General features: G+C 66.4%; 22 protein-coding genes. 4 read left to right on the top strand and 18 right to left on the bottom strand.

Annotation, left to right across the window (positions count from 1 at the left end):
* Positions 1-84 precede the first annotated feature (84 nt).
* Complete coding sequence (gene paaX / locus AAID08_RS07465; protein ID WP_054501432.1) at positions 85-1,014, top strand: phenylacetic acid degradation operon negative regulatory protein PaaX; 930 nt, start codon at positions 85-87, stop codon at positions 1,012-1,014.
* A 9-nt stretch (positions 1,015-1,023) separates the two neighbouring features.
* Here paaX and AAID08_RS07460 read toward each other — a convergent pair whose 3' ends face one another.
* Both AAID08_RS07460 and orn read right to left on the bottom strand, forming a co-directional pair.
* Positions 1,024-1,656 carry an NAD(P)H-hydrate epimerase gene (locus AAID08_RS07460; RefSeq protein WP_175167623.1) on the bottom strand — a complete coding sequence of 211 codons (633 nt, stop codon included), beginning with the start codon at positions 1,654-1,656 and terminating at the stop codon, positions 1,024-1,026.
* Positions 1,657-1,692: 36 nt separating this feature from the next.
* Positions 1,693-2,238, bottom strand: a complete 546-nt coding sequence (gene orn, locus AAID08_RS07455; RefSeq protein ID WP_026382789.1) for an oligoribonuclease — start codon at positions 2,236-2,238, stop codon at positions 1,693-1,695.
* 76 nt (positions 2,239-2,314) lie between these two features.
* On the opposite strand from orn, the gene AAID08_RS07450 reads away from it, so the two are divergent.
* On the top strand, positions 2,315-3,565 hold the full coding sequence (locus tag AAID08_RS07450) for a M48 family metallopeptidase (protein ID WP_054501434.1): 1,251 nt from the start codon (positions 2,315-2,317) through the stop codon (positions 3,563-3,565).
* Positions 3,562-4,524 (top strand): ribosome small subunit-dependent GTPase A, encoded by a 963-nt coding sequence (gene rsgA, locus AAID08_RS07445; protein WP_081273567.1) that lies wholly within the window; start codon positions 3,562-3,564, stop codon positions 4,522-4,524. The genes AAID08_RS07450 and rsgA overlap by 4 nt, the downstream gene beginning before the upstream one ends.
* 51 nt (positions 4,525-4,575) lie before the next feature.
* On the opposite strand, the gene AAID08_RS07440 is transcribed toward rsgA, so the two are convergent.
* Entirely contained in the window at positions 4,576-5,307 is a 732-nt protein-coding gene (locus AAID08_RS07440) for a CoA pyrophosphatase (protein WP_054501435.1), read from the bottom strand.
* Between the two features lie 124 nt (positions 5,308-5,431).
* Positions 5,432-5,812 carry a 50S ribosomal protein L19 gene (gene rplS / locus AAID08_RS07435; protein WP_006218237.1) on the bottom strand — a complete coding sequence of 127 codons (381 nt, stop codon included), beginning with the start codon at positions 5,810-5,812 and terminating at the stop codon, positions 5,432-5,434.
* Between the two features lie 234 nt (positions 5,813-6,046).
* On the opposite strand from rplS, the gene AAID08_RS07430 reads away from it, so the two are divergent.
* A complete protein-coding gene (locus AAID08_RS07430) occupies positions 6,047-6,919 on the top strand; it encodes a DMT family transporter (RefSeq protein ID WP_054501436.1) in 873 nt (290 codons plus the stop codon).
* An 82-nt stretch (positions 6,920-7,001) separates the two neighbouring features.
* Here the strand turns inward: AAID08_RS07430 and AAID08_RS07425 are convergent, their stop codons facing one another.
* From AAID08_RS07425 to aspT (AAID08_RS07360), 14 genes are all read right to left on the bottom strand, one after another.
* On the bottom strand, positions 7,002-7,463 hold the full coding sequence (locus AAID08_RS07425) for a hypothetical protein (RefSeq protein ID WP_054501437.1): 462 nt from the start codon (positions 7,461-7,463) through the stop codon (positions 7,002-7,004).
* 72 nt (positions 7,464-7,535) lie between these two features.
* The gene (locus AAID08_RS07420; RefSeq protein ID WP_054501438.1) at positions 7,536-8,876 is read right to left on the bottom strand and encodes a PA0069 family radical SAM protein; all 1,341 of its coding nucleotides are present in this window, start codon (positions 8,874-8,876) and stop codon (positions 7,536-7,538) included.
* 212 nt (positions 8,877-9,088) lie between these two features.
* On the bottom strand, positions 9,089-10,387 hold the full coding sequence (locus AAID08_RS07415; protein WP_395757495.1) for a sulfate adenylyltransferase subunit 1: 1,299 nt from the start codon (positions 10,385-10,387) through the stop codon (positions 9,089-9,091).
* 43 nt (positions 10,388-10,430) lie between these two features.
* A complete protein-coding gene (gene cysD, locus AAID08_RS07410; protein WP_395757494.1) occupies positions 10,431-11,339 on the bottom strand; it encodes a sulfate adenylyltransferase subunit CysD in 909 nt (302 codons plus the stop codon).
* Between the two features lie 40 nt (positions 11,340-11,379).
* Positions 11,380-12,129, bottom strand: coding sequence for a phosphoadenylyl-sulfate reductase (locus AAID08_RS07405; protein WP_063584889.1), 750 nt, complete (start codon positions 12,127-12,129; stop codon positions 11,380-11,382).
* Positions 12,126-13,190: a sulfate/molybdate ABC transporter ATP-binding protein gene (locus AAID08_RS07400; protein WP_049072368.1), complete on the bottom strand. Its 1,065-nt coding sequence runs from the start codon at positions 13,188-13,190 to the stop codon at positions 12,126-12,128. Before AAID08_RS07400 ends, AAID08_RS07405 begins: the two co-directional genes overlap by 4 nt.
* Before the next feature lie 25 nt (positions 13,191-13,215).
* Positions 13,216-14,115, bottom strand: a complete 900-nt coding sequence (gene cysW / locus AAID08_RS07395) for a sulfate ABC transporter permease subunit CysW (RefSeq protein ID WP_049072367.1) — start codon at positions 14,113-14,115, stop codon at positions 13,216-13,218.
* On the bottom strand, positions 14,112-15,002 hold the full coding sequence (cysT, locus tag AAID08_RS07390; RefSeq protein WP_064526926.1) for a sulfate ABC transporter permease subunit CysT: 891 nt from the start codon (positions 15,000-15,002) through the stop codon (positions 14,112-14,114). The genes cysW and cysT overlap by 4 nt, the downstream gene beginning before the upstream one ends.
* Before the next feature lie 24 nt (positions 15,003-15,026).
* A complete protein-coding gene (locus tag AAID08_RS07385) occupies positions 15,027-16,055 on the bottom strand; it encodes a sulfate ABC transporter substrate-binding protein (protein ID WP_049072363.1) in 1,029 nt (342 codons plus the stop codon).
* A 225-nt stretch (positions 16,056-16,280) separates the two neighbouring features.
* Positions 16,281-16,922, bottom strand: coding sequence for a peroxiredoxin (locus AAID08_RS07380; protein WP_006388282.1), 642 nt, complete (start codon positions 16,920-16,922; stop codon positions 16,281-16,283).
* Positions 16,923-17,075: 153 nt separating this feature from the next.
* Positions 17,076-18,902, bottom strand: coding sequence for an acyl-CoA dehydrogenase (locus AAID08_RS07375; protein ID WP_395757493.1), 1,827 nt, complete (start codon positions 18,900-18,902; stop codon positions 17,076-17,078).
* Positions 18,903-19,063: 161 nt separating this feature from the next.
* Positions 19,064-20,767: an aspartate-alanine antiporter gene (gene aspT / locus AAID08_RS07370; RefSeq protein ID WP_395757492.1), complete on the bottom strand. Its 1,704-nt coding sequence runs from the start codon at positions 20,765-20,767 to the stop codon at positions 19,064-19,066.
* A 35-nt stretch (positions 20,768-20,802) separates the two neighbouring features.
* Entirely contained in the window at positions 20,803-22,617 is a 1,815-nt protein-coding gene (locus AAID08_RS07365; RefSeq protein ID WP_100504045.1) for a bifunctional aspartate transaminase/aspartate 4-decarboxylase, read from the bottom strand.
* A 97-nt stretch (positions 22,618-22,714) separates the two neighbouring features.
* Positions 22,715-24,406 carry an aspartate-alanine antiporter gene (gene aspT, locus AAID08_RS07360; RefSeq protein WP_063584886.1) on the bottom strand — a complete coding sequence of 564 codons (1,692 nt, stop codon included), beginning with the start codon at positions 24,404-24,406 and terminating at the stop codon, positions 22,715-22,717.
* Positions 24,407-24,466: the final 60 nt, after the last annotated feature.

The raw sequence follows: 24,466 nt of genomic DNA, 5'->3' as shown, positions 1-24,466 counted from the left end.
TCCATTGTCAAACTCAAATCTGTATCACATTGGATTTATGTATCATATTGAGGATCCCGATATCGGCCCCTTGCGGCCCCCCTTATGGCAAACCCTCAGTCGCCCCTGGACCGTTACCTGTCACGCCTCATCAAGAGTGATCCGCCGCGCGCCAAATCGCTTTGTGTCAGCTTGCTGGGGGACGCCCTGGCGCCCCATGGCGGCGCCATCTGGCTCGGCGACCTGATCGAATTGCTGGCGCCCCTGGGCATCAACGAGCGCCTGCTGCGCACCAGCGTGTTCCGGCTGGTCGCGCAGAACTGGCTGCAATCCGAACGGCATGGCCGCCGCAGCCTGTATCTGATCTCCGAGCAGGGCCTGCGCCACACGGCGCATGCGTCGCAGCGCATTTACGAAGGCGCGCCGCGGGAGTGGAGCGGAGAATGGACGCTGGTGGCGCTACCGCGCACTGGCAATGGCCTGGCCGAGCGCGCGGAACTGCGTCGCGAGCTGGTGTGGGAAGGATTCGGCATGGTCGCGCCCGGGCTGTTCGCCCATCCGCACACCGAGGCGCGCGCGGCGCACGACATCCTCGAAAAGCTGGGCATTCCGGACAAGGCGCTGGTGCTGTCGGCGCGCGATCTGGCGGGCGCCGGCGGGCTGCCGATCGCGAGCCTCGCGTCGCAATGCTGGAACCTGGAAGACGTGGCCGAGCAATACCGGCAGTTCAGCCGGAATTTCGGGCCACTGGAAAAACTGCTGGAAACGCCGCCAACGCCTTCCGACGCGTTCATCGCGCGGGTCATGCTGCTGCACAATTGGCGCCGGATCGTGTTGCACGATCCGCAGCTACCCGGCCCGATGCTGCCGGATAACTGGCCCGGCCACGCGGCGCGCGAGCTCTGCGGCCGCATCTACTGGCAGGTGTTCGACGCCTCGGAAGCCCACCTGGGCGCCCTGGCCGGCCGCGACAACGAACGCTACGCGCCACTGGCCGCCGACATCGCCACGCGCTTCGGCGGACGTCCGGCGTAAGACAGCGGCTCAGCCGCCGTCGCCGGCTTGCGGTATCGCCACGCCCAACGCGTCAACATGGGATTCGCCAACGGCAAGCGCCGCGCCGGGCTGAGTGAGGCCCCTGGCCCGGGCGATGAAAGATAGTGTCCAACGAGCAAGGATCGGGCGCCCCAGCCTCGCCCCGGTGTCGGCATCCAGGCCGCTGGGCACGTCAAGCGCCAGGATCGGCACTCCCCAGCCATTGACCTGATCGACCAGCGCCTGCCAATCAGCCCCCAGGGGACGGTTCAGGCCGATACCAAACAGCCCATCGATGACCAGATCCGGCGCCCGCTGCGAGTCGAGGGCGATTTCGGTCGAACCGCCTGCGGCGATCCAGCCCGCGTAGGCGCGGGCGGCGTCGGCGGGCAGGCCCTGCGCGCCCTTGGGCATCACGACCCGCACCTCAAACCCCATTTGCCGCAGGTCCGTCGCCGCCACCAGGGCATCGCCGCCATTGTTGCCGGGCCCGGCCAGCGCCAGCACCGAGGCGCCGGGCGGCACGCGCGCGGCCACGAAGCGGGCCGCGGCGGCGCCCGCCAGCGGCATCAGGCGCCGGCCCTCGGCCAATGCCTGGCGCTCGGCGGCCCGGATCCGGGCGACGGGATGGGAGCTTGGCATGGCGATTGGCGGGCGAGGCCGCCACGTCGGGGCGGTTTACACCTTCAGGAAGTGTTCGCGGTAATACTTCAGTTCGTCGATCGATTCATAGATGTCGGCCAACGCCTCGTGACGGCTCTTCTTCTCGAAACCCTTGTACACGGCCGGCGCCCAGCGGCGCGCCAGTTCCTTGAGCGTGCTGACATCCAGGTTGCGGTAGTGGAAGAACTGTTCCAGGCGCGGCATGTAAGCAAACATGAACCGGCGGTCCTGGCTGATGGTGTTGCCGCACAGAGGCGACTTGCCGGCCGGCACGTGCTGCGCAAGAAACGCCAACAGCGTATCCTCTGCCTGCGCCTCGGAAATCGTCGATGCGCGGACCTTGTCGATCAGGCCGCTCTTGCCATGAGTGGATTTGTTCCAGTTGTCCATGGCGTCGAGCAGGCTGTCGGACTGGTGCACAACCAGCACGGGGCCTTCGGCGACCACGGTCAGGTCGGCCTCGGTCACCACCACGGCGACCTCGATGATGCGTTCTTTTTCAGGGTCCAGGCCGGTCATTTCCATGTCGAGCCAGACCAGGCGGTTTTCGTTCACAGCCATATAATTTGCCTATAAAAGACGCGATTTTCAAACCCGCGATTTTCGCACATACCCATTTGAGCCGGCCGCATCGCCCATGTTCACATTGCTGTTCGTTGCCTTCCTGCTGACCGATATTGCCGTGCGCATGTGGCTGGCCAGTCGCCAGATCCGCCACGTGGCGCGCCATCGCGACCAGGTGCCGCCGGAATTCTCCCACCGGATCGGCCTGGCGAGCCATCAGCGCGCCGCCGATTACACGGTCGCCAGGGTCAGGCTGGGCATGTTCGAACGCACCTATGATGCCATCCTGCTGATCTGCCTGACGCTGATGGGCGGCCTGCAGGTCATCGACCTGTGGGTAGGCCAGCTTACCAGCAACGACTTCCTGCGCCAGATGTTGCTGCTGGTGGCCGTGGCGCTGCTGCTGGGCCTGCTGGGGTTGCCCTTCACGCTGTGGCGGCAATTCAAGCTGGAAGCCCGCTTCGGTTTCAACCGCATGACGCCCGAGCTGTTCATCTCCGACGCGGCCAAGGGGCTGCTGGTGGCGGCGGTGCTGGGGCTACCGCTGGCGGCCGCGGTGCTGTGGCTGATGGGCAGCGCAGGGCAGTACTGGTGGATCTGGGCCTGGGCGCTGTGGACGGTGTTCAACCTGGCGCTGCTCATCGTCTATCCGATGTTCATCGCGCCGCTGTTCAACAAATTCACGCCACTGTCCGATCCGGAGCTGGCCGGCCGTATCCAGCGCCTGGCGCAGCGCTGCGGCTTTGCGCTCAACGGCCTGTTCGTGATGGACGGCTCGCGCCGTTCCGCCCACGGCAACGCCTATTTCACCGGCTTCGGCCGCTCGCGCCGCATCGTGTTCTTCGACACGCTGCTGGCGCGCCTGAACGCCGACGAGATCGAGGCCGTGCTGGCCCACGAACTGGGCCATTTCGCCAAGCGCCACATCATCAAGCGCATCGTCTTCAGCTTCGCCGCCGCGCTGGGCTTTTTCGCCATCCTGGGCTGGGTCGCCCAGCAACCCTGGTTCTACGTCGGCCTGGGGGTGCTGCCCCAACTGGGCGGCCGCAACGACGCCATGGCGCTGCTGCTGTTCTTCCTGGCCATCCCCGTTTTCACCTTCGTCTTCACGCCGCTGGCCAGTTGGTATTCGCGCCGCGACGAGTTCGAGGCCGACCGCTACGCGGCCGAGCAGAGCTCGCCCGATCGCCTTGTCTCCGCCCTGGTCAAACTCTACGACGACAACGCTGCCACCCTGACGCCCGATCCCGTGCACTCCGCCTTCTACGACAGCCACCCCCCCGCCGCCGTGCGCATCCGCCACCTGACGGCGCCCGCGGCATGAGCATGAACGACCGGAACAAGACCGCCTTCCAGGACGCGCCCCAGGCGGGCGGGCGCGGCGACGCCGCCAACGAAGGCCGCATCATCGCGGCGCATGGCCGTCACTACACCGTCGAGCTGGCCGATGGCAGCCTGCGCAAGTGCTTCCCCCGCGGCAAGAAAGCCGGCGCGACAGTCGGCGACCGCGTCCGCATCACGCCCCAGGGTCTGGACGAGGGCGCCATCGATGCGATCCTGCCGCGGCGCAATCTGCTGTACCGCTCCGACGAAATGCGGTCCAAGCAGTTCGCCTCCAACGTCGACCAGTTGCTGATCGTGGTGGCGGTGCAGCCGACCTTCTCCGACGATCTCACCGGCCGCGCGCTGGCCGGCGCCTGGAGCGCCGGCATCGCGCCGTTGATCATCCTGAACAAGACCGACATCGTCGACGCCCTGCCCGCGGCCCGCGCCCGCCTGGCGCCAATCGCCGCGCTCGGCGTGGACATCATCGAACTGAGCGCGCTCGAACCCGAAAAGGTCCACACGCTGCTGGCGCCGCGCCTGGCCGGCCGCACCAACCTGCTGCTGGGACAGAGCGGCATGGGCAAGTCGACGCTGCTGAACGCGCTGGTGCCGGACGCCGCCGCGCCCACCCGCGAGCACTCGACCGCGCTGGACATGGGCAAGCACACCACCACCAGCACCCGCCTCTATCACCTGCCCGCACCGGGCGGCGACCTGATCGACTCGCCGGGGTTCCAGGCCTTCGGCCTGCAACACCTGAGCCGCGAGGACATCATCCGCGGCTTTCCGGAGTTCACCCAGCCGATCGAATCCTGCCGCTTCTACAACTGCACCCATCGCCATGAGCCGGGCTGCGGCGTGGTCGCGGCGCTGGACGCGGGCGCGATCGATCCGGCCCGCTACGCGCTATATCTGCGCATCCTGGACGAGAACCTGGCGGGACAACAGCGGTATTGAGCGACCCACGAGGCGGCGCACGAGGGGCGCAGCAATCGCGCGCCCGCCTTGTCAACGCGGCTGCAAGCCGTTGCGCAGCAGGTGATAGAGGTTGCGCAGCATGCCGGCGGTGGCGCCCCAGATGAAGTGGCGGCCATAGGGCATGCCGTAATAGTGGCGCACCCGACCATCCTCGAGCCGCGCCTCGTACAGGCGGTGATTGGCCGGGTCCATCAGGAAAGACAGCGGCACCTCGAACACCTCGGCCACTTCGAACGCGTCCGGCGCCAACTGGAAGCCCGGGGTCACCAGCGACACCACGGGAATGATCGAGAAACCGGTGGCCGTCAGGTACGGCGGCATGCTGCCCAACACCTCGACGTGGTTGGCCGGCAGCCCGGTTTCCTCCTGTGCCTCGCGCAACGCCGCGGCGATCGGGGTGGCGTCGCTGGTCTCGATGCGGCCACCCGGAAAGCTGATCTGGCCGGCGTGATCATGCAAATGCGCCGCGCGCTGAGTCAGCATGATGTGCACGCCGTCATCACGGGTCACCAGCGGAATCAGCACGGCCGCCGGCACCGGCGCGCCTTCGCGGCCGGGATAGCGCAGATCGTTGTCGCGCGAGAGCTCAAGCGTCCAGGTGGAAGGCTGGCTGAGCGTGCCGCGCAGCTGGTCGGGCGTGAGCAGGCCGGACGGCACCGCCGGCAGGGAATCGTTGGCGACGACCCAGGGTTGCGACGCCGGATCAAATCCGGGGCGCGCCAATGGCCGTCGCGGCCGAGCGGAAGACGAGGAATCAGACATACGGCTTTTCAAAAAAGAAAAAGGCACCCTCGCAGGTGCCTTTTTAACCCGGAAACCCGTGCCGAACGAAAACGCTGGATGGCGTGTGCGTCCGACACTGGTGGGGCCGTGTGCCGATAAGCGATCAAGCCGCCGAGGCTTGCTTGCTGACCAGCTTTTCCTTGATACGCGCCGACTTGCCCGAGCGGTTGCGCAGGTAGTACAGCTTGGCGCGGCGCACGTCGCCGCGGCGCTTGACTTCGATGCCGGCGATTTGCGGCGAGTAGAGCTGGAACGTACGTTCCACGGCTTCACCCGACGAAATCTTGCGCACGGTAAACGCGGAGTTCAGGCCGCGGTTGCGCTTGGCGATCACGACGCCTTCGAAGGCCTGCACGCGCTTGCGGGTGCCTTCAACGACGTTCACGCTCACGATGACGGTGTCACCGGGAGCAAATTCAGGCTTGGCTTGGCCGCCGGTCAGGCGGGCAATCTCTTCCTGTTCCAGGATAGCGATAAGGTTCATTGAGAACTCCTAGATCATCATGCCTTTGCGGACTAAAGCGCTTTGCCGTTCGATGTTGTTCACGCCTGCCAAAAAGGCCAGGCCATGTACCGCAAGCAGAGGATGAGATTTGGCAAACCAATGATTCTACACCAAAAATTGGCGGATGCCTCAGGTAACATGGCGCCCTGCCCGCAGGTTTGCGGTACCCTAGCGGTTTCTGTAACAAACACGTCATAAGACGCTGTTCCCCTCATGTCGTACTCGTCCCTGTTATTGGTCGTCCTGGCGGCGATGGCCCACGCAACGTGGAATCTGCTTGCCAAGCGCGCGGCCATGGTGGGCGCTCCGTTCGTGTTCGCCTACGGCCTGTGCGCTTCGGTACTGTATGCGCCGTGGGTGATCTGGGTGCTGCTGCACGACGGCATGACCTGGACCTGGCCCGTGGTGGGGGCGATCCTGACATCCAGCCTGTTGCATCTGGGCTACAGCCTGTGCCTGCAGCGCGGCTATCAGGTGGCCGATCTGTCTGTGGTGTACCCGATCGCCCGGGGCACCGGCCCCCTGCTCTCCACGACTGGCGCCTTCCTGCTGCTGCGCGAACCGGCCACCGCCACCGGCATTGCCGGCATGCTCTGCGTGGTGATCGGGGTGCTGCTGATCGCCACCCAGGGACGGCTGGCGATCTTCCGCAACGCGCAGGCCTGGGTGGGCGTGCGCTGGGGCATGGTGATCGGCCTGTTCATCGCCGCCTACACCGTGGTGGATGCCTATGGCGTCAAGGTGCTGCTGATCAGCCCGGTGCTGTTCGACTGGTTCACCTGTGTCACCCGCACCGCGATGATGACCCCGCACATGGTAAAGCGCCGCGCGCAGGCGTGGGAACTGATGCGCGGCCACTGGCATCTGGCCCTGGCGGTGGGACTGCTGTCGCCACTGGGCTACATCCTGGTGCTGTATGCGCTGCGCAATGGCGCGCCGCTGAGCCTGGTGGCGCCGGCGCGGGAAATGTCGATGATGCTGGGCACGCTGGCAGGCATGTTCCTGCTGCGCGAGAAAGTCGGCCCCGGCCGTCTTGCGGGCTGCCTGTCGATCCTGGCGGGCGTCGTGCTGCTGGGCTCGACCTGAAAAGCCCCGGCCCGGTGCTGGAACCGGCGCCACCTTCCGTGCAGCCATCCTGCCGGTTTCGGACTCCGGCGCCGGCCTGCTCTCAAAAGCCGCCGGCCACGCCCAACCACATGAGGGCGGGAATCATCGCGCCCCACGCCAGCACCAGCACCACGTCCACGACCATGCTTTTCACGCTGACCTGATCCGACACCGGTTCGACCGTGGCGTTGCCCAGGCTGCGCTCGCGGGGCGCCTGGACGACGTTGCCGACCGGCAGGGCGTCGACCGCCGCCGGCGGAAACGGCCACCGGCCGGGCAGCGTGCCCGCCCGCTTGCGCGGCTCGACTTCCGCGGGCGTCGCCACGCCGTCAGCGGCGGGCACCGCAAGATCGATGGATACGGCGCCCCTCGCATGGCTGCTCGCCGGCGTGGCCGACCCGGGCATGGCCAGCCCCGCGAAGCGCGCATAGATGGCGCGGGCGCGTTGCGCCGCACGGCGCAGCGGTGTCAGGGAAACAACGGCGAGATCATCCGGCAGGACGGAAAGCTGAGCGGTGTTCATGAGGAACTCCTAATAACGCGATCAAGAACCGCGGCGACACGCCGCGGCGGCGACCCACGGCTGGGCCGTGGGTCAATCGAACAACGACAACTGCCCGGCGACCATCGCGCGCAACTGGCGCGCGCCGCGCCCGTAGGCGCCGGCAACCGGCAAGGCACTGGCAAAAGGGACCCCTGAAGACGCTTTCGCGTCAGCCGGGGATGGGAAAACGGGAGCGCCGGCAGCGGCTGGCGGGAACAAGGCGGCCGAACCACCGGCGGGCGCCGGGGCCAGGAAACGGTCGCAGTCGAGGGCAAGCCGGTGGCGGTTCAGGCCAAGCTTGCGGGTGGCCACGGCGAAGCGCTGGCGCAGCAGGTCGGCCCAGATGCCGGTGCCCCGCATGCGCGAACCGAAGTTGGGATCGTTGCGGCGGCCGTTGCGCAGGTCTTCGATACGGTGGAGCACGCGCTGCGCACGGTCGGGGAAATGGGCGTTGAGCCAGTCCTCGAACAGCGTTTTGACTTCCCAGGGCAGGCGGATGACGGTGTAGCTGGCGTAGTGCGCACCGGCCGCCTTGGACTCCTGCAGGATGTGTTCCATGGCGTCATCGTTGATGAACGGGATCACGGGCGCCACCAGCACGCCGACCGGCACGCCGGCGGCGGTCAGGCTGCGCACGGCCTCCAGGCGGCGCCACGGCGCCGCGGCGCGCGGCTCGAGCGTGCGGGCCATGTCGGCGTCCAGCGTGGTGATGCTCATGTAGACGACCACGAGGTTCTGTTCGGCCAACGCCGCCAGGAGGTCGAGGTCGCGCGCCACCAGGGCGTTCTTGGTGACGATGGTGAGGGGGTGGCGGGTCTCGAGCATCAGCTCGAGCATGCCGCGCGTCAGGCGCCAGTCGCGCTCGATGGGCTGGTAGGCGTCGGTGGCCGATCCGATGTTGATGGGCGACGGCTTGTAGCCGGGACGGCTGATTTCCGCCCGCAGCGCCTCTACGGCGTTGGCCTTGGCCACCAGCCGCGTCTCGAAATCGAGGCCGGGGGAGTAGCCCAGGTAGGAATGGGTGGGACGGGCGTAGCAATAGACGCAGCCATGCTCGCAGCCACGGTAGGGATTGACGGCCACGTCGAAGGGGATGTCGGGCGAATCGTTGCGCGACAGGATCTTGCGGGCTTCTTCGGCGGTGACGGTGGTCTTGGGGGCTGCGGGCGCCCGGCGGACGTCGGGCAGGATGGGGATGACGGAAGTATTGGGGACGGCATCAACGAAATCGGCCGGGAGGCCCGAAGCGGACCAGCCATCGTCGACCTGCACGCGATCGTCTTTCTGGAAGCGATGCCGAACATTAGTAACCGCACCCCGACCGCGCAAGGCGGCGGGGGCGGCAGCCGGGGACCCAGAACCGGCGGGAAAAGAATGATCGGTGCGTGCCATGAAAACAACTGTACAAAAACACAGTGGTTTTGACAAGCACCAAAAGCCTTTTCGTAAGACAGCCCCACTTTACCGCAAGACGAAGACGGCGTCCGGACAATTCGATTTCATGTTGCGATATCGCCCGGAAACCCGCGCCGGCATTGGGTTTGGAATAAAAACAACACCCAAAAACCGGTACGGGGCGGGCCCTTCCCGCCCCGACTTGCGGTTTACCGAAGCATGCCCGCCGCCGCGGTCTGATGCGTGGCTTCGTCGATCAGGATGAAGGCGCCGGTGGCGGGCACATCGGCGTATCGATCGACCGCCAACGACTCGCGCGTGGTGAACGCGACGCGACCGATGTCGTTCATGCGCAGCGTGCCTTCGGTGTTCTCCACTTCCTGCAGTTCGTGGATGTCGCGATGCGAGAGCACCGCGCGGATCTTCGCCGACGTCAGTCGCGTGCCATGCTTGAGCAGATACTTGCGCGCGAGGTTGAGCGCCTGCGCATCGAGCCAGCACAGCTCCGCCTCGAATTCGCGCGCGACCTGCGCCGGCGCCGCCGCGTGCACGATCACGTCGCCGCGCGAGACATCGACGTCGCGGTCCAGCACCAGCGTGACCGAGTCGCCCGCCACCGCTTCATCGAGTGCCCGATCGAACAACCGCACTTCCTGCACGCGCGCGGTCACGCCCGACGGCTGCACCGCGATCTCGTCGCCGGGACGCAGCACGCCGCTGGCGATGCGGCCGGCATAGCCGCGGAAATCGTCCTTGCGATTGCCATCGTGGCGCGCCACCCACTGCACCGGAAAGCGCAGCGGACCCGCGCCGCCGTCGCCGCTCAGATCCAGCGACTCCAGCAACGTCAGCAGCGGTTGCCCCGAGTACCAAGGCGTCTTGTCCGACCGCGTCACCACGTTGTCGCCGTTCAGCGCCGACAACGGCAGCGCGTCGAAGTGAGCGATGCCGAGCTTGCCCGCCAGGTCGGCATAGGCGGCGCGGATACGCTCGAACACGGCCGGGTCCCAATCCACCAGGTCCATCTTGTTGACGGCCACCACGATGTGGCGGATGCCCAGCAGGCGGGCGATGGTGCTGTGGCGCTTGGTCTGCGGCAGCAGCTTGCCATCGGCGGCGCGGGTGGCGTCGATCAGGATCACGGCCACGTCGGCGGTCGATGCGCCGGTCACCATGTTGCGGGTGTACTGCTCGTGGCCGGGCGCGTCGGCGATGATGAACTTGCGCGCCGGAGTCGAGAAGTAGCGATAGGCCACGTCGATGGTGATGCCCTGCTCGCGCTCGGCCTCAAGGCCATCCGTGAGCAGGGAGAAGTCGATGCCGCCCTCGGCCACGCGCTTGTACTTGGCGCGCGAGATGGCGTCGAGCTGGTCGGCGAACACGCCCTTGCTGTCATACAGCAGGCGGCCGATCAGCGTCGACTTGCCGTCGTCCACCGATCCCGCGGTGATCAGGCGCAGCACGCCCGTGCCGGCGCCCGAAAGAAAAGAATCGTTTACTGCGTTCATATGCGTCCCCTGTCGGCCGGCCAGGCGCCGGCCACTCGTGCGATCAGAAATAGCCTTCCTTCTTGCGGCGCTCCATCGAGGCCTCGGAAGTCTGGTCGTCCATGCGCGTGGCGCCGCGCTCGGTGATATCGGTCACCGCGGTCTCGGCGATGATGGCGGCGGTATCGGCGGCATCCGAGGCCACCGGGCAGGTGCAGGAGATATCGCCCACGGTGCGGAAACGCACCGACAGGCGCTCGACCGTGTCGCCGTCCTGCGGCGGCGTCAGGCGCGTGACCGGCACCAGCAGGCCCTTGCGCCGCACCACCTCGCGCTCGTGACTGAAGTAGATCGACGGCAGCGCCAGCTGTTCGCGCTGGATGTACTGCCAGACGTCCAGCTCGGTCCAGTTGGAGATCGGGAACACCCGCATGTTCTCGCCGCGGTGCACCTTGGTGTTGAACAGGTTCCACAGTTCCGGGCGCTGGGCCTTGGGGTCCCACTGGCCAAACTCGTCGCGGAACGAGAAGATGCGCTCCTTGGCGCGCGCCTTTTCCTCGTCGCGGCGGGCGCCGCCGATGCAGGCGTCGAAGCCGAATTCCTCGATCGCCTCCAGCAGCGTCACGGCCTGCGCCGCGTTGCGCGAATCGGTCTCGCGCCGCAGCACCAAGCTGCCGCGCTTGATCGAGTCCTCGACGCTGCGCACGATCAGGGTCTCGCCCAGTTCGGCCGCACGCGCGTCGCGGAAGGCGATGACCTCGTCGAAATTGTGGCCGGTGTCGATGTGCATCAGCGGGAACGGAAAGCGCCCCGGCCGGAACGCCTTTTCGGCCAGGCGCAGCAACACCACCGAATCCTTGCCGCCCGAGAACAGCAACACGGGCTTCTCGCTCTCGGCCGCCACCTCGCGCATGATGAAAATGGCTTCCGATTCCAGCCAGTCCAGGTGGCTGCGTTGAATCACTGCGGACATAGGTATTCCCCTAAAACGAATTCTTGATACGTGACGGGCGTCAGGCGCGCGTGGTTTCCGCGACGATGCCAATGACCCGGTTGCCTGCGTGCAGGCCGCATTCCTTGGAGTCCGACGACTCCCACCACCAGCGCCCGGCCCGCAGGTCTTCGCCCGGGCGGATAGCGCGGGTACAGGGCTCGCAGCCGATGGACGGATAGCCCTGGTCGTGCAGCGGGTTGTAGGGAATGCCCAGGCCGCGGATCACGCCCCAGACATCCTCTTCGCGCCATTCGGCCAGCGGGTTGAACTTGTAGAGGCCGAAGGTGGCGTCGTCCTCTTCCAGGTGCAGTTCACCGCGCGTGGTCGATTGCGCGCGCCGCTGCCCGGTGATCCAGGCGCCGCGTCCGGCCAGCGCGCGCTTGAGCGGCTCGACCTTGCGGATCTGGCAACAGGCCTTGCGCAGCTCGACGCTCTCGTAGAAGGCATAGGCGCCGTGCTCTGCCACATGGCGCTCGACCGCCCCGGACTCGGGTCGATACACGGTGATCTCGCGTCCGTAGCGTTCGCGCACCGCGTCCAGCACGCCCAGCGTTTCCGCGTGCAGCCGGCCGGTGTCCAGCGTGAAGACCTCCAGGTCCAGGCCGGCGCTGTAGATGGCGTGCGTCAGCACCATGTCCTCGGCCGCCAGCGACGAGGCCAGCGCCGCGTCGGGATAGCGCTGGCGCGCGTCCGCCAGCCGCGCGATCAGTTCGTGCCAGCGAACCGCAAGGGCCGGCGCCAGGCCGGCGGCGAGATCCGCGGCCGTCATGCTTGCACCGCGAAGACACGCGCCCGGCGCGGGCGGGCCAGCAGGATATCGCCATCGCGCAGCGCCAGTTCGCGATAGAGATGCTCGGGCACCTCGGCCTCGATGACGGCGTCGGAATCCTGGCTGGCCAATTCCAGGTAGGCGCTGGGGCCGGCCAGGTAGGCATGCGACAGGCGCACCGGGATGCCGGCGCCGCCAGCGTGATAGCGTTCGATATCGAATTCGTGCGGCCGCACGTAGGCGGTGGCGCGTTGCGACTCGGCCTGCGCCAGTTCAGGCGCCGGCAACGACAGCCCGGCGCCTTCCCAGACGCCGCGGCTCGCCACGCCCTGCAATTGATTGACATCGCCCAGAAAGCCGTAGACGAACGGAGTGGCCGGCCCCTCCCAGACCTCGCGCGGGGTGCCGACCTGTTCGATCCTGCCGGCGTTCATCAGCACCACGCGGTCGGCCACTTCCAGCGCTTCTTCCTGGTCATGGGTGACGAACACGCTGGCCACGTTCAGCTCATCGTGCAGGCGGCGCAGCCAGCGGCGAAGCTCCTTGCGCACCTTGGCGTCGAGCGCGCCGAACGGCTCGTCCAGGAGCAACACGCGCGGCTCCACCGCCAGCGCGCGCGCCAGCGCGATACGCTGGCGCTGGCCGCCCGACAGTTGCGCCGGGTAGCGGTCGGCCAGCCAATCGAGCTGCACCAGGTTGAGCAGGTCATGCACCTTGCGCCGGATCTGGTCTTCCGGCGGCCGCTGCGAGCGATGCTTGACGCGCAGGCCGAAGGCAACGTTCTCGAACACCGTCATGTGCTTGAACAGCGCGTAGTGCTGGAACACGAAACCGACCTGGCGCTGGCGCACGTCCACCGCGGTGGCGTCCTCGCCGGCGAACAGCACGCTGCCCGTGTCGGCCGATTCCAGCCCGGCGATGATGCGCAACAGCGTGGTCTTGCCGCAGCCCGAAGGCCCCAGCAGCGCCACCAGCTCGCCCGTCTCGATGTGCAGCGATACGTCATTGAGCGCGCGGAACTGGCCGAAGCGCTTGGATAGATTGCGAACCTCGATACTCATGCTTGTCTCCGTCTGGCCGGCCGCGTCAGGCGACGGCCGGCTTGATGGCCGTCGCCGGCCCGGGATACTCGACCGGCAGCTCCGCCGCCTTCAGGTAGCGCGCGTTGCGCCACTCGACCACGTTCTTGGCCACCAGCGTCACCAACGCCAACAGCGCCAACAGCGAGGCCACCGCGAATGCCGCCGAATACTGGTATTCGTTGTAGAGAATCTCCACATGCAGGGTCATGGTGTTGGTCAGGCCGCGGATCTGGCCCGACACCACCGAGACCGCGCCGAACTCGCCCATGGCCCGCGCATTGCAGAGAATGGCGCCGTACAGCAGGCCCCACTTGATGTTCGGCAGCGTCACCCGCCAGAAGATCTGCCAGCCGTTCGCGCCCAGCGTCAGCGCGGCCTGTTCTTCCTCGCTGCCCTGCGCCTGCATCAGCGGAATCAGCTCGCGCGCGACGAAGGGAAAGGTCACGAACAGCGAGGCCAGGATGATGCCGGGCACGGCGTAGACGATCTTCAGGTCGTGCGCCTGCAACCAGCCGCCGAACCAGCCCTGGGTGCCGAACAGCAGCACGAACACCAGGCCGGCCACCACCGGCGACACCGAGAACGGCAGGTCGATCAGCGTGATGAGGAACTGCTTGCCGCGGAACTGGAACTTGGTGATGGCCCAGGCCGCGGCCACCCCGAACACCAGATTGACGGGCAAGGCGATCGCCGCCACCAGCAAGGTCAGGCGGATCGCGGCCAGGGCGTCCGGCTCGACGATCGCTTCCAGGTAGAGCGCCCAGCCTTTGCGGAATGCTTCGTAGAACACCGCGGCCAGCGGCACCAACAGAAACAGCGCCAGAAAGCCCAGCGCCAGGAACAGCAGAATGCCGCGCACCCAGCGCGGCTCGGTCAGGTGCGCGGGACGGTCAACAAAGCTCATGCCTGTCTCCCCAGGCCGCGACGGGCCTGCCAGCCCTGCAGCAGATTGATGACGAAAAGCAGCACGAACGACAGCACCAGCATCACGGTGGCGATGGCGGCGGCGCCGGCGTAGTCGAACTGCTCCAGCTTGGCGATGATCAGCAGCGGCGTGATCTCGGACACCATCGGCATGTTGCCGGCGATGAAAACCACCGAGCCATACTCCCCGACGGCGCGGGCGAACGCCAGCGCGAAGCCGGTCATCAGCGCCGGCAACAGGGTCGGCAGCAGCACGCGGCGGATGGTCTGCCAGCGATCGGCGCCAAGGCTGGCGGCGGCCTCCTCGATTTCGCGCTCGATGTCTTCCAGCACCGGCTGCACCGTGCGCACCACGAACGGCACGCCGATGAAGATCAGCGCGATCACGATGCCCAGCGGCGTGAACGCCACCTTCAGGCCGAACCAGTTGGCCAGCGGCGCGCCCAGCCAGCCCTTTTCGGCGTACAGCGCGGTCAGGGCGATGCCGGCCACGGCGGTGGGCAGCGCGAACGGCAGATCCACCAGCGCGTCCAGGATCTTCTTGCCGGGAAAGCGGTAGCGCACCAGCACCCAGGCCACGATGGTGCCGAACACCAGGTTCACCAGCGCCGCCAGCAGCGAGGCGCCGAAGGTGAGCTGATAGGAGGCCAGCACCCGTGGCGCCGTAACCGCGTCCCAGAAGCCCTGCCAGCCCAGCGAGGCGCTCTTGATCGGCAGCGCCGCCAGGGGAATCAACACGAGCACGCTCAGGTACAGCACCGCGTAGCCCATGGAAATGCCGAAACCGGGCAGCACGCCCGGGCTGTTGCGCCGAACGGCAAAAGGCGCCTGCGCGCCCTTTGCCGTCGGAATCGAGGCTGAAGTCATGGCCGTCGTCCGCTGGTTGTCCGCTTACTTCTTCTGCGGCTGGTAGATCTGGTCGAAGGTGCCGCCGTCGCTGAAGTGGTCCTTCTGCGCCTTGCGCCAGCCGCCGAAGATCTTGTCGTCGATGGTCACCAGCTTGACCTTGGGGAACTTGCTTTCGTACTTGGCGGCCACGGTCTTGTCGATCGGCCGGTAGTAGTTCTTGGCGATGATCTCCTGGGCCGCCGGGGTGTAGAGGAATTCCAGGTAGGCCTGGGCCGCGGCACGGGTGCCCTTCTTGTCGACGATCTTGTCGACGATGGCCACGGGCGGCTCGGCCAGGATCGACAGCGACGGCACCACGATGTCGAACTTGTCCGGACCCAGTTCCTCCAGCGCCAGGAAGGCTTCGTTTTCCCAGGCCAGCAGCACATCACCCACGCCGCGCTCGACGAAGGTCGTGGTGGCGCCGCGGGCGCCGGTATCGAGCACCGGCACGTGCTTGAGCAGCTCGCCGACATAGGCGCGCGCCTTCTCTTCGCTGCCGCCGTTCTTTTCCAGCGCGTAGGCCCAGGCGGCCAGATAGTTCCAGCGGGCACCGCCCGAGGTCTTGGGGTTGGGCGTGATCACCTGCACGCCGTCCTTGACCAGGTCGTCCCAGTCCTTGATGTGCTTGGGATTGCCCTTGCGCACCAGGAACACGATGGTCGAGGTGTAGGGCGAGCTGTTCTGCGGCAGGCGCGCCTGCCAGTTCTCGGGCAAGAGGCCGCGGTCGGCGATGGCGTCGATGTCGTAGGCCAGCGCCAGCGTCACCACGTCGGCTTCCAGGCCGTCGATGACCGAGCGCGCCTGGCGGCCGGAGCCGCCGTGCGACTGACGGATGGTCAGGTCGACGTTGGCCTTTTCCTTGTACTGCTTGATGAAGGCGTCATCGATGGCGCGATACAGTTCGCGCGTCGGGTCGTACGACACGTTCAAAAGAGTCTGCTTCTGCTGCGCCTGCGCCGGCGCGATCGCGGCGAGAGACATCGTCACTGCGGCCAAGGCGGCCAACCATCCGGCTTTCCTGAAAGACATTCCCTGCTCCCTTCGCGTGTTTGGCAATGTGGAAGCAAGTTTGCCGGGGGCCTGTTCTGAACGGAACGAATCATTCTTTGATTGCTCATCGCTCCCAGGCATATAGCGCGGCCGCCGCCCCCTGTGAAAAAGCCGCGCATTCCCAGGGAATACGCGGCTTTGCGGGTGGCTAGCGCCAGAATCCGGGCAAGCGGTGACGCACCGCCTTGCGCACGGATTTCTTATTTACTTATTCGGTTGGGGCGTAATGCGCAGATAGGGACGCACCGCCTTGTAGCCCTTCGGGAACTTCTGCTTGATCACCGCTTCGTCCTGCAGAGACGGCACGATGATGACGTCGTCGCCGTCTTCCCAGTTGACCGGCGTGGCCACGCTGTGGCTGTCGGTCAGTTGCAGCGAGTCGATGACGCGCAGGATCTCGTTGAAGTTGCGGCCGGTGCTGGCCGGATACGTGATGATCAGGCGCACCTTCTTGTTCGGGTCGATGATGAAGACCGAGCGCACCGTCAGCGTGGCGTTGGCGTTGGGGTGGATCATGTCGTACAGCTCGGACACCTTGCGGTCCTTGTCGGCCAGGATCGGGAAATTGACCTTGGTCGACTGGGTGTCGTTGATGTCCTCGATCCACTTGGTGTGCGAGTCGGTGCCGTCCACCGACAGCGCCAGCACCTTCACGTTGCGCTTGGCGAATTCGTCGGCCAGCTTGGCGGTGTAGCCCAGCTCGGTGGTGCAGACAGGCGTGAAGTCGGCCGGATGCGAGAACAGCACGCCCCAGCTATTGCCCAGATACTCATGGAAACGGATCGGGCCGGCCGAGGATTCCTGTTCGAAATCGGGCGCGGTGTCGCCCAGGCGTAGATGACTCATGGTGTCTCCTGCTTGCGGATTCAGGTTACGGAATCGACCGGCCGCCACGTCCGGCGGCCGGCCTGAAAAACGTTTCGGCGGCGGCCTGTGCCGCCCCTGGAAACGATTCTTCCATCAAACCTGTTGCAGGGGAAATACGCAAGACATATAACCTTATGCAATATTCGCGGCCGCGCCGCAGGCGTCCGCCACCACGCCGGCGCGCACCGCCGCCGACAGCGCCAGGGCGCGCGGCAGGATGTGGGCGGCGTAGAACAATCCCGTCGCCAGCTTCTCGCGATGGAACGGATCGGTCGATCCCCCCGCCAGGAGCCGGCGGCACGCCAGCACCGCGCGCGCCATCTGCCAGCCGCCATGCACGACGCCGGCCAGCATCAGGTACGGCACGCTGCTGGCGTACACCGCCCGGATATTCGCCGCGGATTGTTCAAGGATGAATTCCACGCCCGACTCATAGGCCTGGATGGCGCTGTCGAGGTTGTCGCGCAGCAGGCGCAGGCCGTCGCGGTCGGCGGCGGCCGCCCGCGACGACTCGGCCTCGACCGCCCGCAAGGTCTCGCGCATGGCCGAGATGGCGGCGTAGGCGGTGGCGCCGCCATCGCGCTGCGTCTTGCGGCTGACCAGGTCATTGGCCTGGATCGCGGTGGTGCCCTCGTAGATCGGCAGGATGCGCGCGTCGCGGTAATACTGCGCGGCCCCGGTCTCCTCGATATAGCCCATGCCGCCATGCACCTGGATGCCGAGCGAGGCTACCTCCACCGCCGATTCGGTCGAGAAGCCCTTGACGATGGGCACCATGTATTCGTAGAACGCGCGGTTGCGGGCGCGCTGCTCGGGATCCGGGTGATGCGTGCCTTTGTCGTGCGCGGCGGCGGTCACGTACGACACGGCGCGCGTCGCCTCGGTGAGCGCCTTCATGGTCAGCAGCATGCGCTGCACGTCCGGATGGCGCGCGATCGCGACCGCCGCGGAGGAACCTTCCACCGCCCTGCCCTGCACCCGTTCGCGCGCATAGGCCAGCGCGTGCTGGTAAGCCCGCTCGGACACGCCGATGCCCTGCTGCCCGACCGAATAGCGGGCCGCGTTCATCATGATGAACATGTATTCCAGGCCGCGATTCAACTCGCCCACCAGATAGCCGACCGCGCCTTCGCCCGCCTCGCCCTTGCCCGAGCCATACAGCAGCACGGCCGTGGGACTGCCATGGATGCCCAGCTTGTGCTCCAGCGAGGCACACCAGACGTCGTTGCGCGCGCCCAGGGCGCCATCGGCGCCGACCAGGAACTTGGGCACGATGAACAGCGAGATGCCCTTGACCCCGGGCGGCGCGTCCGGCGTGCGCGCCAGCACCAGGTGGATGATGTTCTCGGCCAGGTCATGCTCGCCGTAGGTGATGAAGATCTTCTGGCCCGACAGGCGATAGCTGCCGTCCTCCTGGCGCACCGCGCGGGTGGCGACCTGGGCCAGGTCCGAGCCGGCCTGCGGCTCGGTCAGGTTCATGGTGCCAGTCCATTTACCGCCGATCAGGTTGGGCACGAACTTCTTGCGCTGTTCTTCCGAGCCGACGGTGAGGATGGCCTCGATCACGCCGTCGGTCAGCATCGGGCACAACGAAAACGCCAGGCTGGCGGCCTGGATGTTTTCGCCAGGCGCGGCCGCGACCAGCTTGGGCAGCCCCTGGCCGCCCCAGGCCTGCGGATGCTGCAGTCCCTGCCAGCCACCGGCGGCATAGTCCTTGAATCCCTGGGCGTAGCCTGGCGTCGCGGTCACATGGCCGTCGTTCCAGACGGGCGGGCGGGTATCGCCGGGTACGTTCAGCGGCGCGATCGCCTGCTCGACGAAGCGGCCGTTCTCTTCCAGGATGGCGTCCACCAGATCGGGCGTCACCTCTTCGAATCCGGGCAGTTTGAGGACGTCGTCCAGGCCGGCCAGTTCCTTCAGCGCGAAGCGGAAATCCTGCAGCGGGGTAAGGTAGGGCATCTTGTCTCCATGAGCCTGCGCCCGTGACGGCGGGGGCGGCGGGGTGCGATGGGATGCCGCCTTGGGCGACACGCATGGCGCGGTCGATGGCGGTCTCGGTAGTTTCCCTAGCCTATGTTAAACCCTCGCTCCGCCTCATGGGGCAACGCGCCCTGCCGGCCTCATCCACCGAGGTGATGCGCCAGCGACACAATGATCGGCCCCAGCACCGGCAACAGCACGTTGGCGATGGCGTAGGTCACGGTGTAGCCCAGCAGCGGCACCGCGCTGCCGCTGGCGCCCAGGATGGCGCTGATCGCCGGCGTGCTGACGTGCTGGCCCGCGATGGCGCCGACCAGCAGCGGCCCCTCTATCTTGAGCAGCTTGTGCCCGACCCACAGCGACAGGCAGGCCGGCCCGAGCGATACCAGCAGGCCGATCAGCGGCAGCACTGCGCCGTGCTCGCGGATCAGCGACACCGCCTCCGGCCCGGCCGACAGGCCGACGCAGGCGACAAACACCGCCAGCCCCAGATCCTTGAGCAATTGCACCGCCTGGTCCGGCATGTGCCCCAATGCGGGCCGCTTGGCGTTGATCCAGCCGCACACCAGGCCGCTGACCAGGGCGCCGCCGCCGCTGCCCAGCGACACCGGAATGCCCCAGAGGCGTGCCCCCAGCGCGCCGATCATCAAGCCCGCGAGAATGCCGAAGGCCAGGAACACCAGGTCGGTCACGCCGCTGCGCCGCAGCTCGTTGCCCAGCCCCGCGCCGGCCTGCGACAACTCGGGCTCGGCGCCCACCAGCGTCACCAGGTCGCCATACTGCACCACGGTGGCAGGCGTGAGCGGCAGCATATGACCGGACCGCTGGATCGACTGCAGGAACACGCCCCGCGCCCGCTGCGCGCGCGGCCCCTTGGCCAATTCGCCCAGGGTGCGGCCATTGGCCGTCTTCCTGTTGACGATGACCTGCAGCTCGGCCAACTGCAGGTCATCGGCATGCGCCTCCGGCAACTGGATCTCCGGCCCGACGACCGAGCCGGCCCGCAATGCGAAGCGGCGCAGGCCCAGCACGACGACGATGTCGCCGGTGGCCAGGCGGTCCTCAGGCGTGGGCGCGATCGCCTCGCCATTGCGCAGGATGCGGCTGATGGCGGTGCGTCCGCCCAATTCGGCTTCGACCTCCCCCACCGTCCTGCCGTCCGCGTCCTTGACCACGTGCGAGCGGCCCACCAGCCGCGGCAGGGTCGGAAGCAGGTTCTCGTCGGGCTCGCCCGGTCCCCCGCCCAGTTTTTCCTCAAGCGCTTTGGAGGCTTCGCGCAGGTTGATGCGCAACAGGGCTGGCGCCACCTGGCTGGTGAAGAACACGATGCTGATCAGGCCCACCAGATAAGTCAGCGTGTAGGCGGTGGCGATATTGGCCTCCATGCGCTGCACGTCGGCGTCGGGCAGACCCAGGTGCTTGAGCGCCTCCGCCGCGGTCCCGACCACGGCCGACTCGGTTGCCGCCCCCGCCGCCAGCCCCGCCGCCGTGCCCGCGTCGAGCCCGAACAGCGGCACCGCCAGCAGCACGACGGTCAGCACCAGCAGCGCCTCGATGACCGGCAGCACGATGTAGCGCAGGCTGGAGCGGTTCAGGTTGGCGAAGAACTGCGGCCCGCCGGAATAGCCCATGGCGAAGATGAACAGGGCGAACGCGACCTCCTTCAGGTCGCCGCGCATCTGGCAGCCGGTCTGGCCAATCAGCAGGGCGACGATGAGCGTGCCGCACACGCCCCCCAGCTGAATCGGCCCGACCTTGAGCTTGCCGATCAGGTATCCCAACCCCACCGTCAGGAACAGCACCGCGATGGGCACGTTATTGAAAAACCCGACTGAGCACGTCATGAGGTCATGTCACCCTGGATGTCCGACGATGGCGACTACTTCGCCCCTTTGGTGGCGGAACGCTCGGCCTTGGCGGCCTGCTTGACCGCCTGCTTCACCGCCTTCTTGGCGGCTTGCTTGCCGGCGGCCTTGCGCTTGGCGGCGGCGGGCTTGACCTTCTGGCCCTTGCCGGCGGTCGGACCAGAACGCACCAGTTGGCCGGCCTTCCAGGCCTCGACGTACTCCGTGGCGGCCTCGACCATATGCTTGCCGATCTTGGAATAGTCGCCATCGTCCAGGTTGGCCAGGGAAATGCGGATCGACCACGGCGGGCCGCCGAAGCCGCCGCCATCCATGAGCACCACGCCGGATTTCTCGGCCAGGCGGAACAGGAAGTCGACCGGCTCGTAGTTCGACGCCATGTACTTGCAGAAGGCGTCGCCATAGGTGTTCTTGGCCCACACCATGAAGTCCAGCTCGACGTAGTACCAGCCACGCATCGGATCTTCCGGCGGCAACGGCGCCCCCAGGCCACGCCACAACGCATCGCGGCGGGCGCGCACGATCTGCATGGTCAGGTGTTTGTACGCGTCCTTCAGGTCCAGCAGATGAGATAGCGCGAAAAAGCCCATCTGCACCTGCTGCGGCAACGACAGGCCGGCGGTGTGGTTCAACGCCACATTGCGGCTGTCGGCCACCAGCCGGTCGATGAACTTGAGCTTCTCGGGCTCCATGGTCATGGCGCCGTAGCGCTTGTTCAGCCGGTTTTTCCAGGATGCCGGCAATTCGGCGATGCGGCGGTCCATGGTGTTCTTCTCGTGGATCGCGATCACGCCCAGGCGCCAGCCGGTGCAACCGAAGTTCTTCGAGAACGAATACACGCAGATAGTGTTGTGCGGCACCTCGGCCATCAGCGAACGGAAGTTGGGCACGAAGGTGCCATACACATCGTCCGTCACCAGCACCAGGTCCGGATTCTTGCGGATCAACCCCACGATCTGTTTCATCTCTACCGGGCTGAAAGCCACCGACGGCGGATTGCTGGGATTGACGGTCACCGCCAGCTTGATCTTGGGGTTCTCCAGCTTGGCGATTTCCGAGGCGGGATAGTGCCAGTCGTGGGTGCCATCAGCGCGCACGCTGCTGGCATTGATGGCGACAATCTTGAACTGGAAGCGCTCCAGATGCGCGATCTCGATATACGGCGTGAAGGTCGGCAGGAACAGCGCAATGGTGTCGCCCTGCTTGAGCAGGCCGTTCTGCATCAGCGAATCGAAGATGTAGCACATAGCCGCCGTGCCGCCTTCGACCGGGAACAGGTCGAACTTGCCCTTGGGCGGACGGCCATCGCACATTTCCTTGATCAGGTAGTCGTGCAGGATCTGTTCAAGGTGCACCAGTGCGCGCGGCGGCACCGGATAGTTATCGCCGATGATGCCGTCGGTCAGCTCGTGGATCCACTCATCCGGCACGAAGTTCTTGACCTTCACGCCATACTCCAGGACGCCGGCCAGGAAGTCCGCTCCCGCCGCGCCCTTGTTCTTGGACAGGAACTTGCGCAGGCGGTCGGCGCAGCCCTTCTTGGGCGGCATGCCCGCCAGGATGACGTCGTCGCGCACCCGGCGCGCTTCCTTCATCGCGAACTGGCCCAGCAGAAAGAAAGCGTCGCGCGGCTCGGTGGCGATCCAGTTCGGATTGCCACGCCCGGCGTTCAGCATGGTCAGCACGGCGGTCTGCTGACTTTCCTTGGCCAACGTGATCAGGTAGTCCTTCAATTCGAAGGGCGACAGTTGCTCCAGGTCGCGCTGGCGCGAACGGGTGGTCTTGAGGGCCGAAGCCAGGCTGACGGTGAGAGGCGCGGTGGAAGCCATTATTCAGTACTCCTGTTTTGCGATTGACAGGCGCTTGCCGGGGGCGCGGCCCCCGGAATCCGCAGGCCCGCCCGCATGCGCGCGGGCGGGAATCCCGCTAGGTCATGAGCATGACGATGACAATGCCCCAGATGATGAGCAGGGTATTGCCGATGGCGTAGGGCACGGTGTAGCCCAGGGCGGGCACCTGGCTCTTCGCGGTCTCGGTGATCTGGCCGATGGCGGCCGTGGTGGTGCGGGCCCCGGCGCACACGCCCAGCACGATGCCCGGGTGGAACTTGAAGACGTAGCGGGCGATGTACACCCCCAGGATCATCGGTACGCTGGTGGCGATGATGCCGGCGATGAACAGCTTGGCGCCGAGCTGCTGGAAGCCCTGCACGAAGCCCGGCCCGGAACTGATGCCCACTACCGCCACGAAGGCCGTCAGGCCGACCGAGGTCAGGAACCAATGCACCGGTTCCGGCACTCGCCCGAAGGTGGGATGCACCGACCGCAGATAGCCGAAGATCAGGCCGGCGATCAGCGAGCCGCCCGAGGTCGACAACGTGATGGGAATGCCGCCGACCGTCAGCACCAGCGTACCAAACAGGCCGCCCAGCAGGATGCCGAAGCCCACGAACACCATGTCGGTCTGCTCGGTGGCGCGGTCCACGTAGCCCACCTTGCTCACCACCCGTTCGACGTCGCGCTTGGCGCCGAGGATGAACAGGCGATCGCCCCGGTCGAGCTTCAGGCCCCAGTTGACCGGCATTTCGTGACCGCCGCGCACCACTTTGCGCAGGAACACGCCGCGACCCAGCTCGCGCACCTGTTCCATTTCGGATATTTCCTTGACGGTCTTGCCGGCCAGGTTCTTGTTGGTGAGCACCACCTCGACAATCTCGGCGGGCAGGTTGATCAGGTCACGGTCCTCGACCTCGGTGCCGATGATCCCGGCCGCCTGCAGCACCAGCGCGTCATGCCTGCCGGCCACGCCCAGCACGTCGCCGGCCTGCAGCACGGTGGTGGAATCGGCGTCGAGGATCTGGTCGCCGCGGCGGATGCGTTCGATGAATACGCGCGCCTCGACGAAGCGCGATTCAATCTCGCCCACTGTCTTGCCGACGAATTCGGGATGGTCCAGCCTGTAGGCGCGGGAAATGAACTTGCGATAGCCCGACAGCTCCATCGAATCCGCCCCGCCGGACATCTTGGCTTCGTACTCCTTGCACTCCTTGACGATGTCCACGCGCATCAGCTTGGGGCCAAGCGAGGCCAGCAGCCAGGCGCTGCCCACCGTGCCGAAGATGTAGCAGACCGCGTACGCCACCGGGATGCTGTCGATCCATTTCTTCTTGGTGGCCGCGTCGATGCCCAGGCCGTTGATGGTATCGGTCGCCACCCCCATCACCGCCGAAATGGTCTGCGCGCCGGACAGCAGCCCCGCGCCGGTGCCGGCATCGAAGCCGAAGCCCACGGCAGTGCCCCAGGTCACCAGCAGGCAGATGACGCAGATGATCACGGCGAAAATGACTTGCGGCAGGCCATCGCTTTTCATGCCGCGAAAGAATTGCGGCCCGACGCCATAGCCCAGGCCGAACAGGAACAGCAGGAAGAAAACCTGTTTGACGATCGGGGCGATCGTGATATTGAGCTGGCCGACCAGCACACCGACCAGCAAGGTGCCGGTCACCGCCCCCAGGTTGAATCCGAATATCTTCTTGGCGCCTATCCAATACCCCAGCCCGAGGGTAAGGAATATTGCCAGTTCAGGGTATTTCCGCAGAGTGTCAAATAACCATTCCATCCCGAATCTCCTTCGTTATGTACCGGCCAAGCACTTGCGCGAATCCTAGCTGCGCGCGGC

The organism is Achromobacter sp. EB05 (assembly GCF_044232075.1).
GTDB classification, from domain to species: Bacteria; Pseudomonadota; Gammaproteobacteria; order Burkholderiales; family Burkholderiaceae_B; genus Achromobacter; species Achromobacter dolens.
Note: the sequence above shows the minus strand (reverse complement) of the source record. Positions and strands in the feature narration are given on the sequence as shown.

Excerpts from the sequence above, each read along its gene's own strand:
- paaX (WP_054501432.1), top strand. The coding sequence starts at position 85 with ATGGCAAACCCTCAGTCGCCCCTGGACCGTTACCTGTCACGCCTCATC.
- AAID08_RS07460 (WP_175167623.1), bottom strand. The coding sequence starts at position 1,656 with ATGCCAAGCTCCCATCCCGTCGCCCGGATCCGGGCCGCCGAGCGCCAG.
- orn (WP_026382789.1), bottom strand. The coding sequence starts at position 2,238 with ATGGCTGTGAACGAAAACCGCCTGGTCTGGCTCGACATGGAAATGACC.
- AAID08_RS07450 (WP_054501434.1), top strand. The coding sequence starts at position 2,315 with ATGTTCACATTGCTGTTCGTTGCCTTCCTGCTGACCGATATTGCCGTG.
- rsgA (WP_081273567.1), top strand. The coding sequence starts at position 3,562 with ATGAGCATGAACGACCGGAACAAGACCGCCTTCCAGGACGCGCCCCAG.
- AAID08_RS07440 (WP_054501435.1), bottom strand. The coding sequence starts at position 5,307 with ATGTCTGATTCCTCGTCTTCCGCTCGGCCGCGACGGCCATTGGCGCGC.
- rplS (WP_006218237.1), bottom strand. The coding sequence starts at position 5,812 with ATGAACCTTATCGCTATCCTGGAACAGGAAGAGATTGCCCGCCTGACC.
- AAID08_RS07430 (WP_054501436.1), top strand. The coding sequence starts at position 6,047 with ATGTCGTACTCGTCCCTGTTATTGGTCGTCCTGGCGGCGATGGCCCAC.
- AAID08_RS07425 (WP_054501437.1), bottom strand. The coding sequence starts at position 7,463 with ATGAACACCGCTCAGCTTTCCGTCCTGCCGGATGATCTCGCCGTTGTT.
- AAID08_RS07420 (WP_054501438.1), bottom strand. The coding sequence starts at position 8,876 with ATGGCACGCACCGATCATTCTTTTCCCGCCGGTTCTGGGTCCCCGGCT.
- AAID08_RS07415 (WP_395757495.1), bottom strand. The coding sequence starts at position 10,387 with ATGAACGCAGTAAACGATTCTTTTCTTTCGGGCGCCGGCACGGGCGTG.
- cysD (WP_395757494.1), bottom strand. The coding sequence starts at position 11,339 with ATGTCCGCAGTGATTCAACGCAGCCACCTGGACTGGCTGGAATCGGAA.
- AAID08_RS07405 (WP_063584889.1), bottom strand. The coding sequence starts at position 12,129 with ATGACGGCCGCGGATCTCGCCGCCGGCCTGGCGCCGGCCCTTGCGGTT.
- AAID08_RS07400 (WP_049072368.1), bottom strand. The coding sequence starts at position 13,190 with ATGAGTATCGAGGTTCGCAATCTATCCAAGCGCTTCGGCCAGTTCCGC.
- cysW (WP_049072367.1), bottom strand. The coding sequence starts at position 14,115 with ATGAGCTTTGTTGACCGTCCCGCGCACCTGACCGAGCCGCGCTGGGTG.
- cysT (WP_064526926.1), bottom strand. The coding sequence starts at position 15,002 with ATGACTTCAGCCTCGATTCCGACGGCAAAGGGCGCGCAGGCGCCTTTT.
- AAID08_RS07385 (WP_049072363.1), bottom strand. The coding sequence starts at position 16,055 with ATGTCTTTCAGGAAAGCCGGATGGTTGGCCGCCTTGGCCGCAGTGACG.
- AAID08_RS07380 (WP_006388282.1), bottom strand. The coding sequence starts at position 16,922 with ATGAGTCATCTACGCCTGGGCGACACCGCGCCCGATTTCGAACAGGAA.
- AAID08_RS07375 (WP_395757493.1), bottom strand. The coding sequence starts at position 18,902 with ATGCCCTACCTTACCCCGCTGCAGGATTTCCGCTTCGCGCTGAAGGAA.
- aspT (WP_395757492.1), bottom strand. The coding sequence starts at position 20,767 with ATGACGTGCTCAGTCGGGTTTTTCAATAACGTGCCCATCGCGGTGCTG.
- AAID08_RS07365 (WP_100504045.1), bottom strand. The coding sequence starts at position 22,617 with ATGGCTTCCACCGCGCCTCTCACCGTCAGCCTGGCTTCGGCCCTCAAG.
- aspT (WP_063584886.1), bottom strand. The coding sequence starts at position 24,406 with ATGGAATGGTTATTTGACACTCTGCGGAAATACCCTGAACTGGCAATA.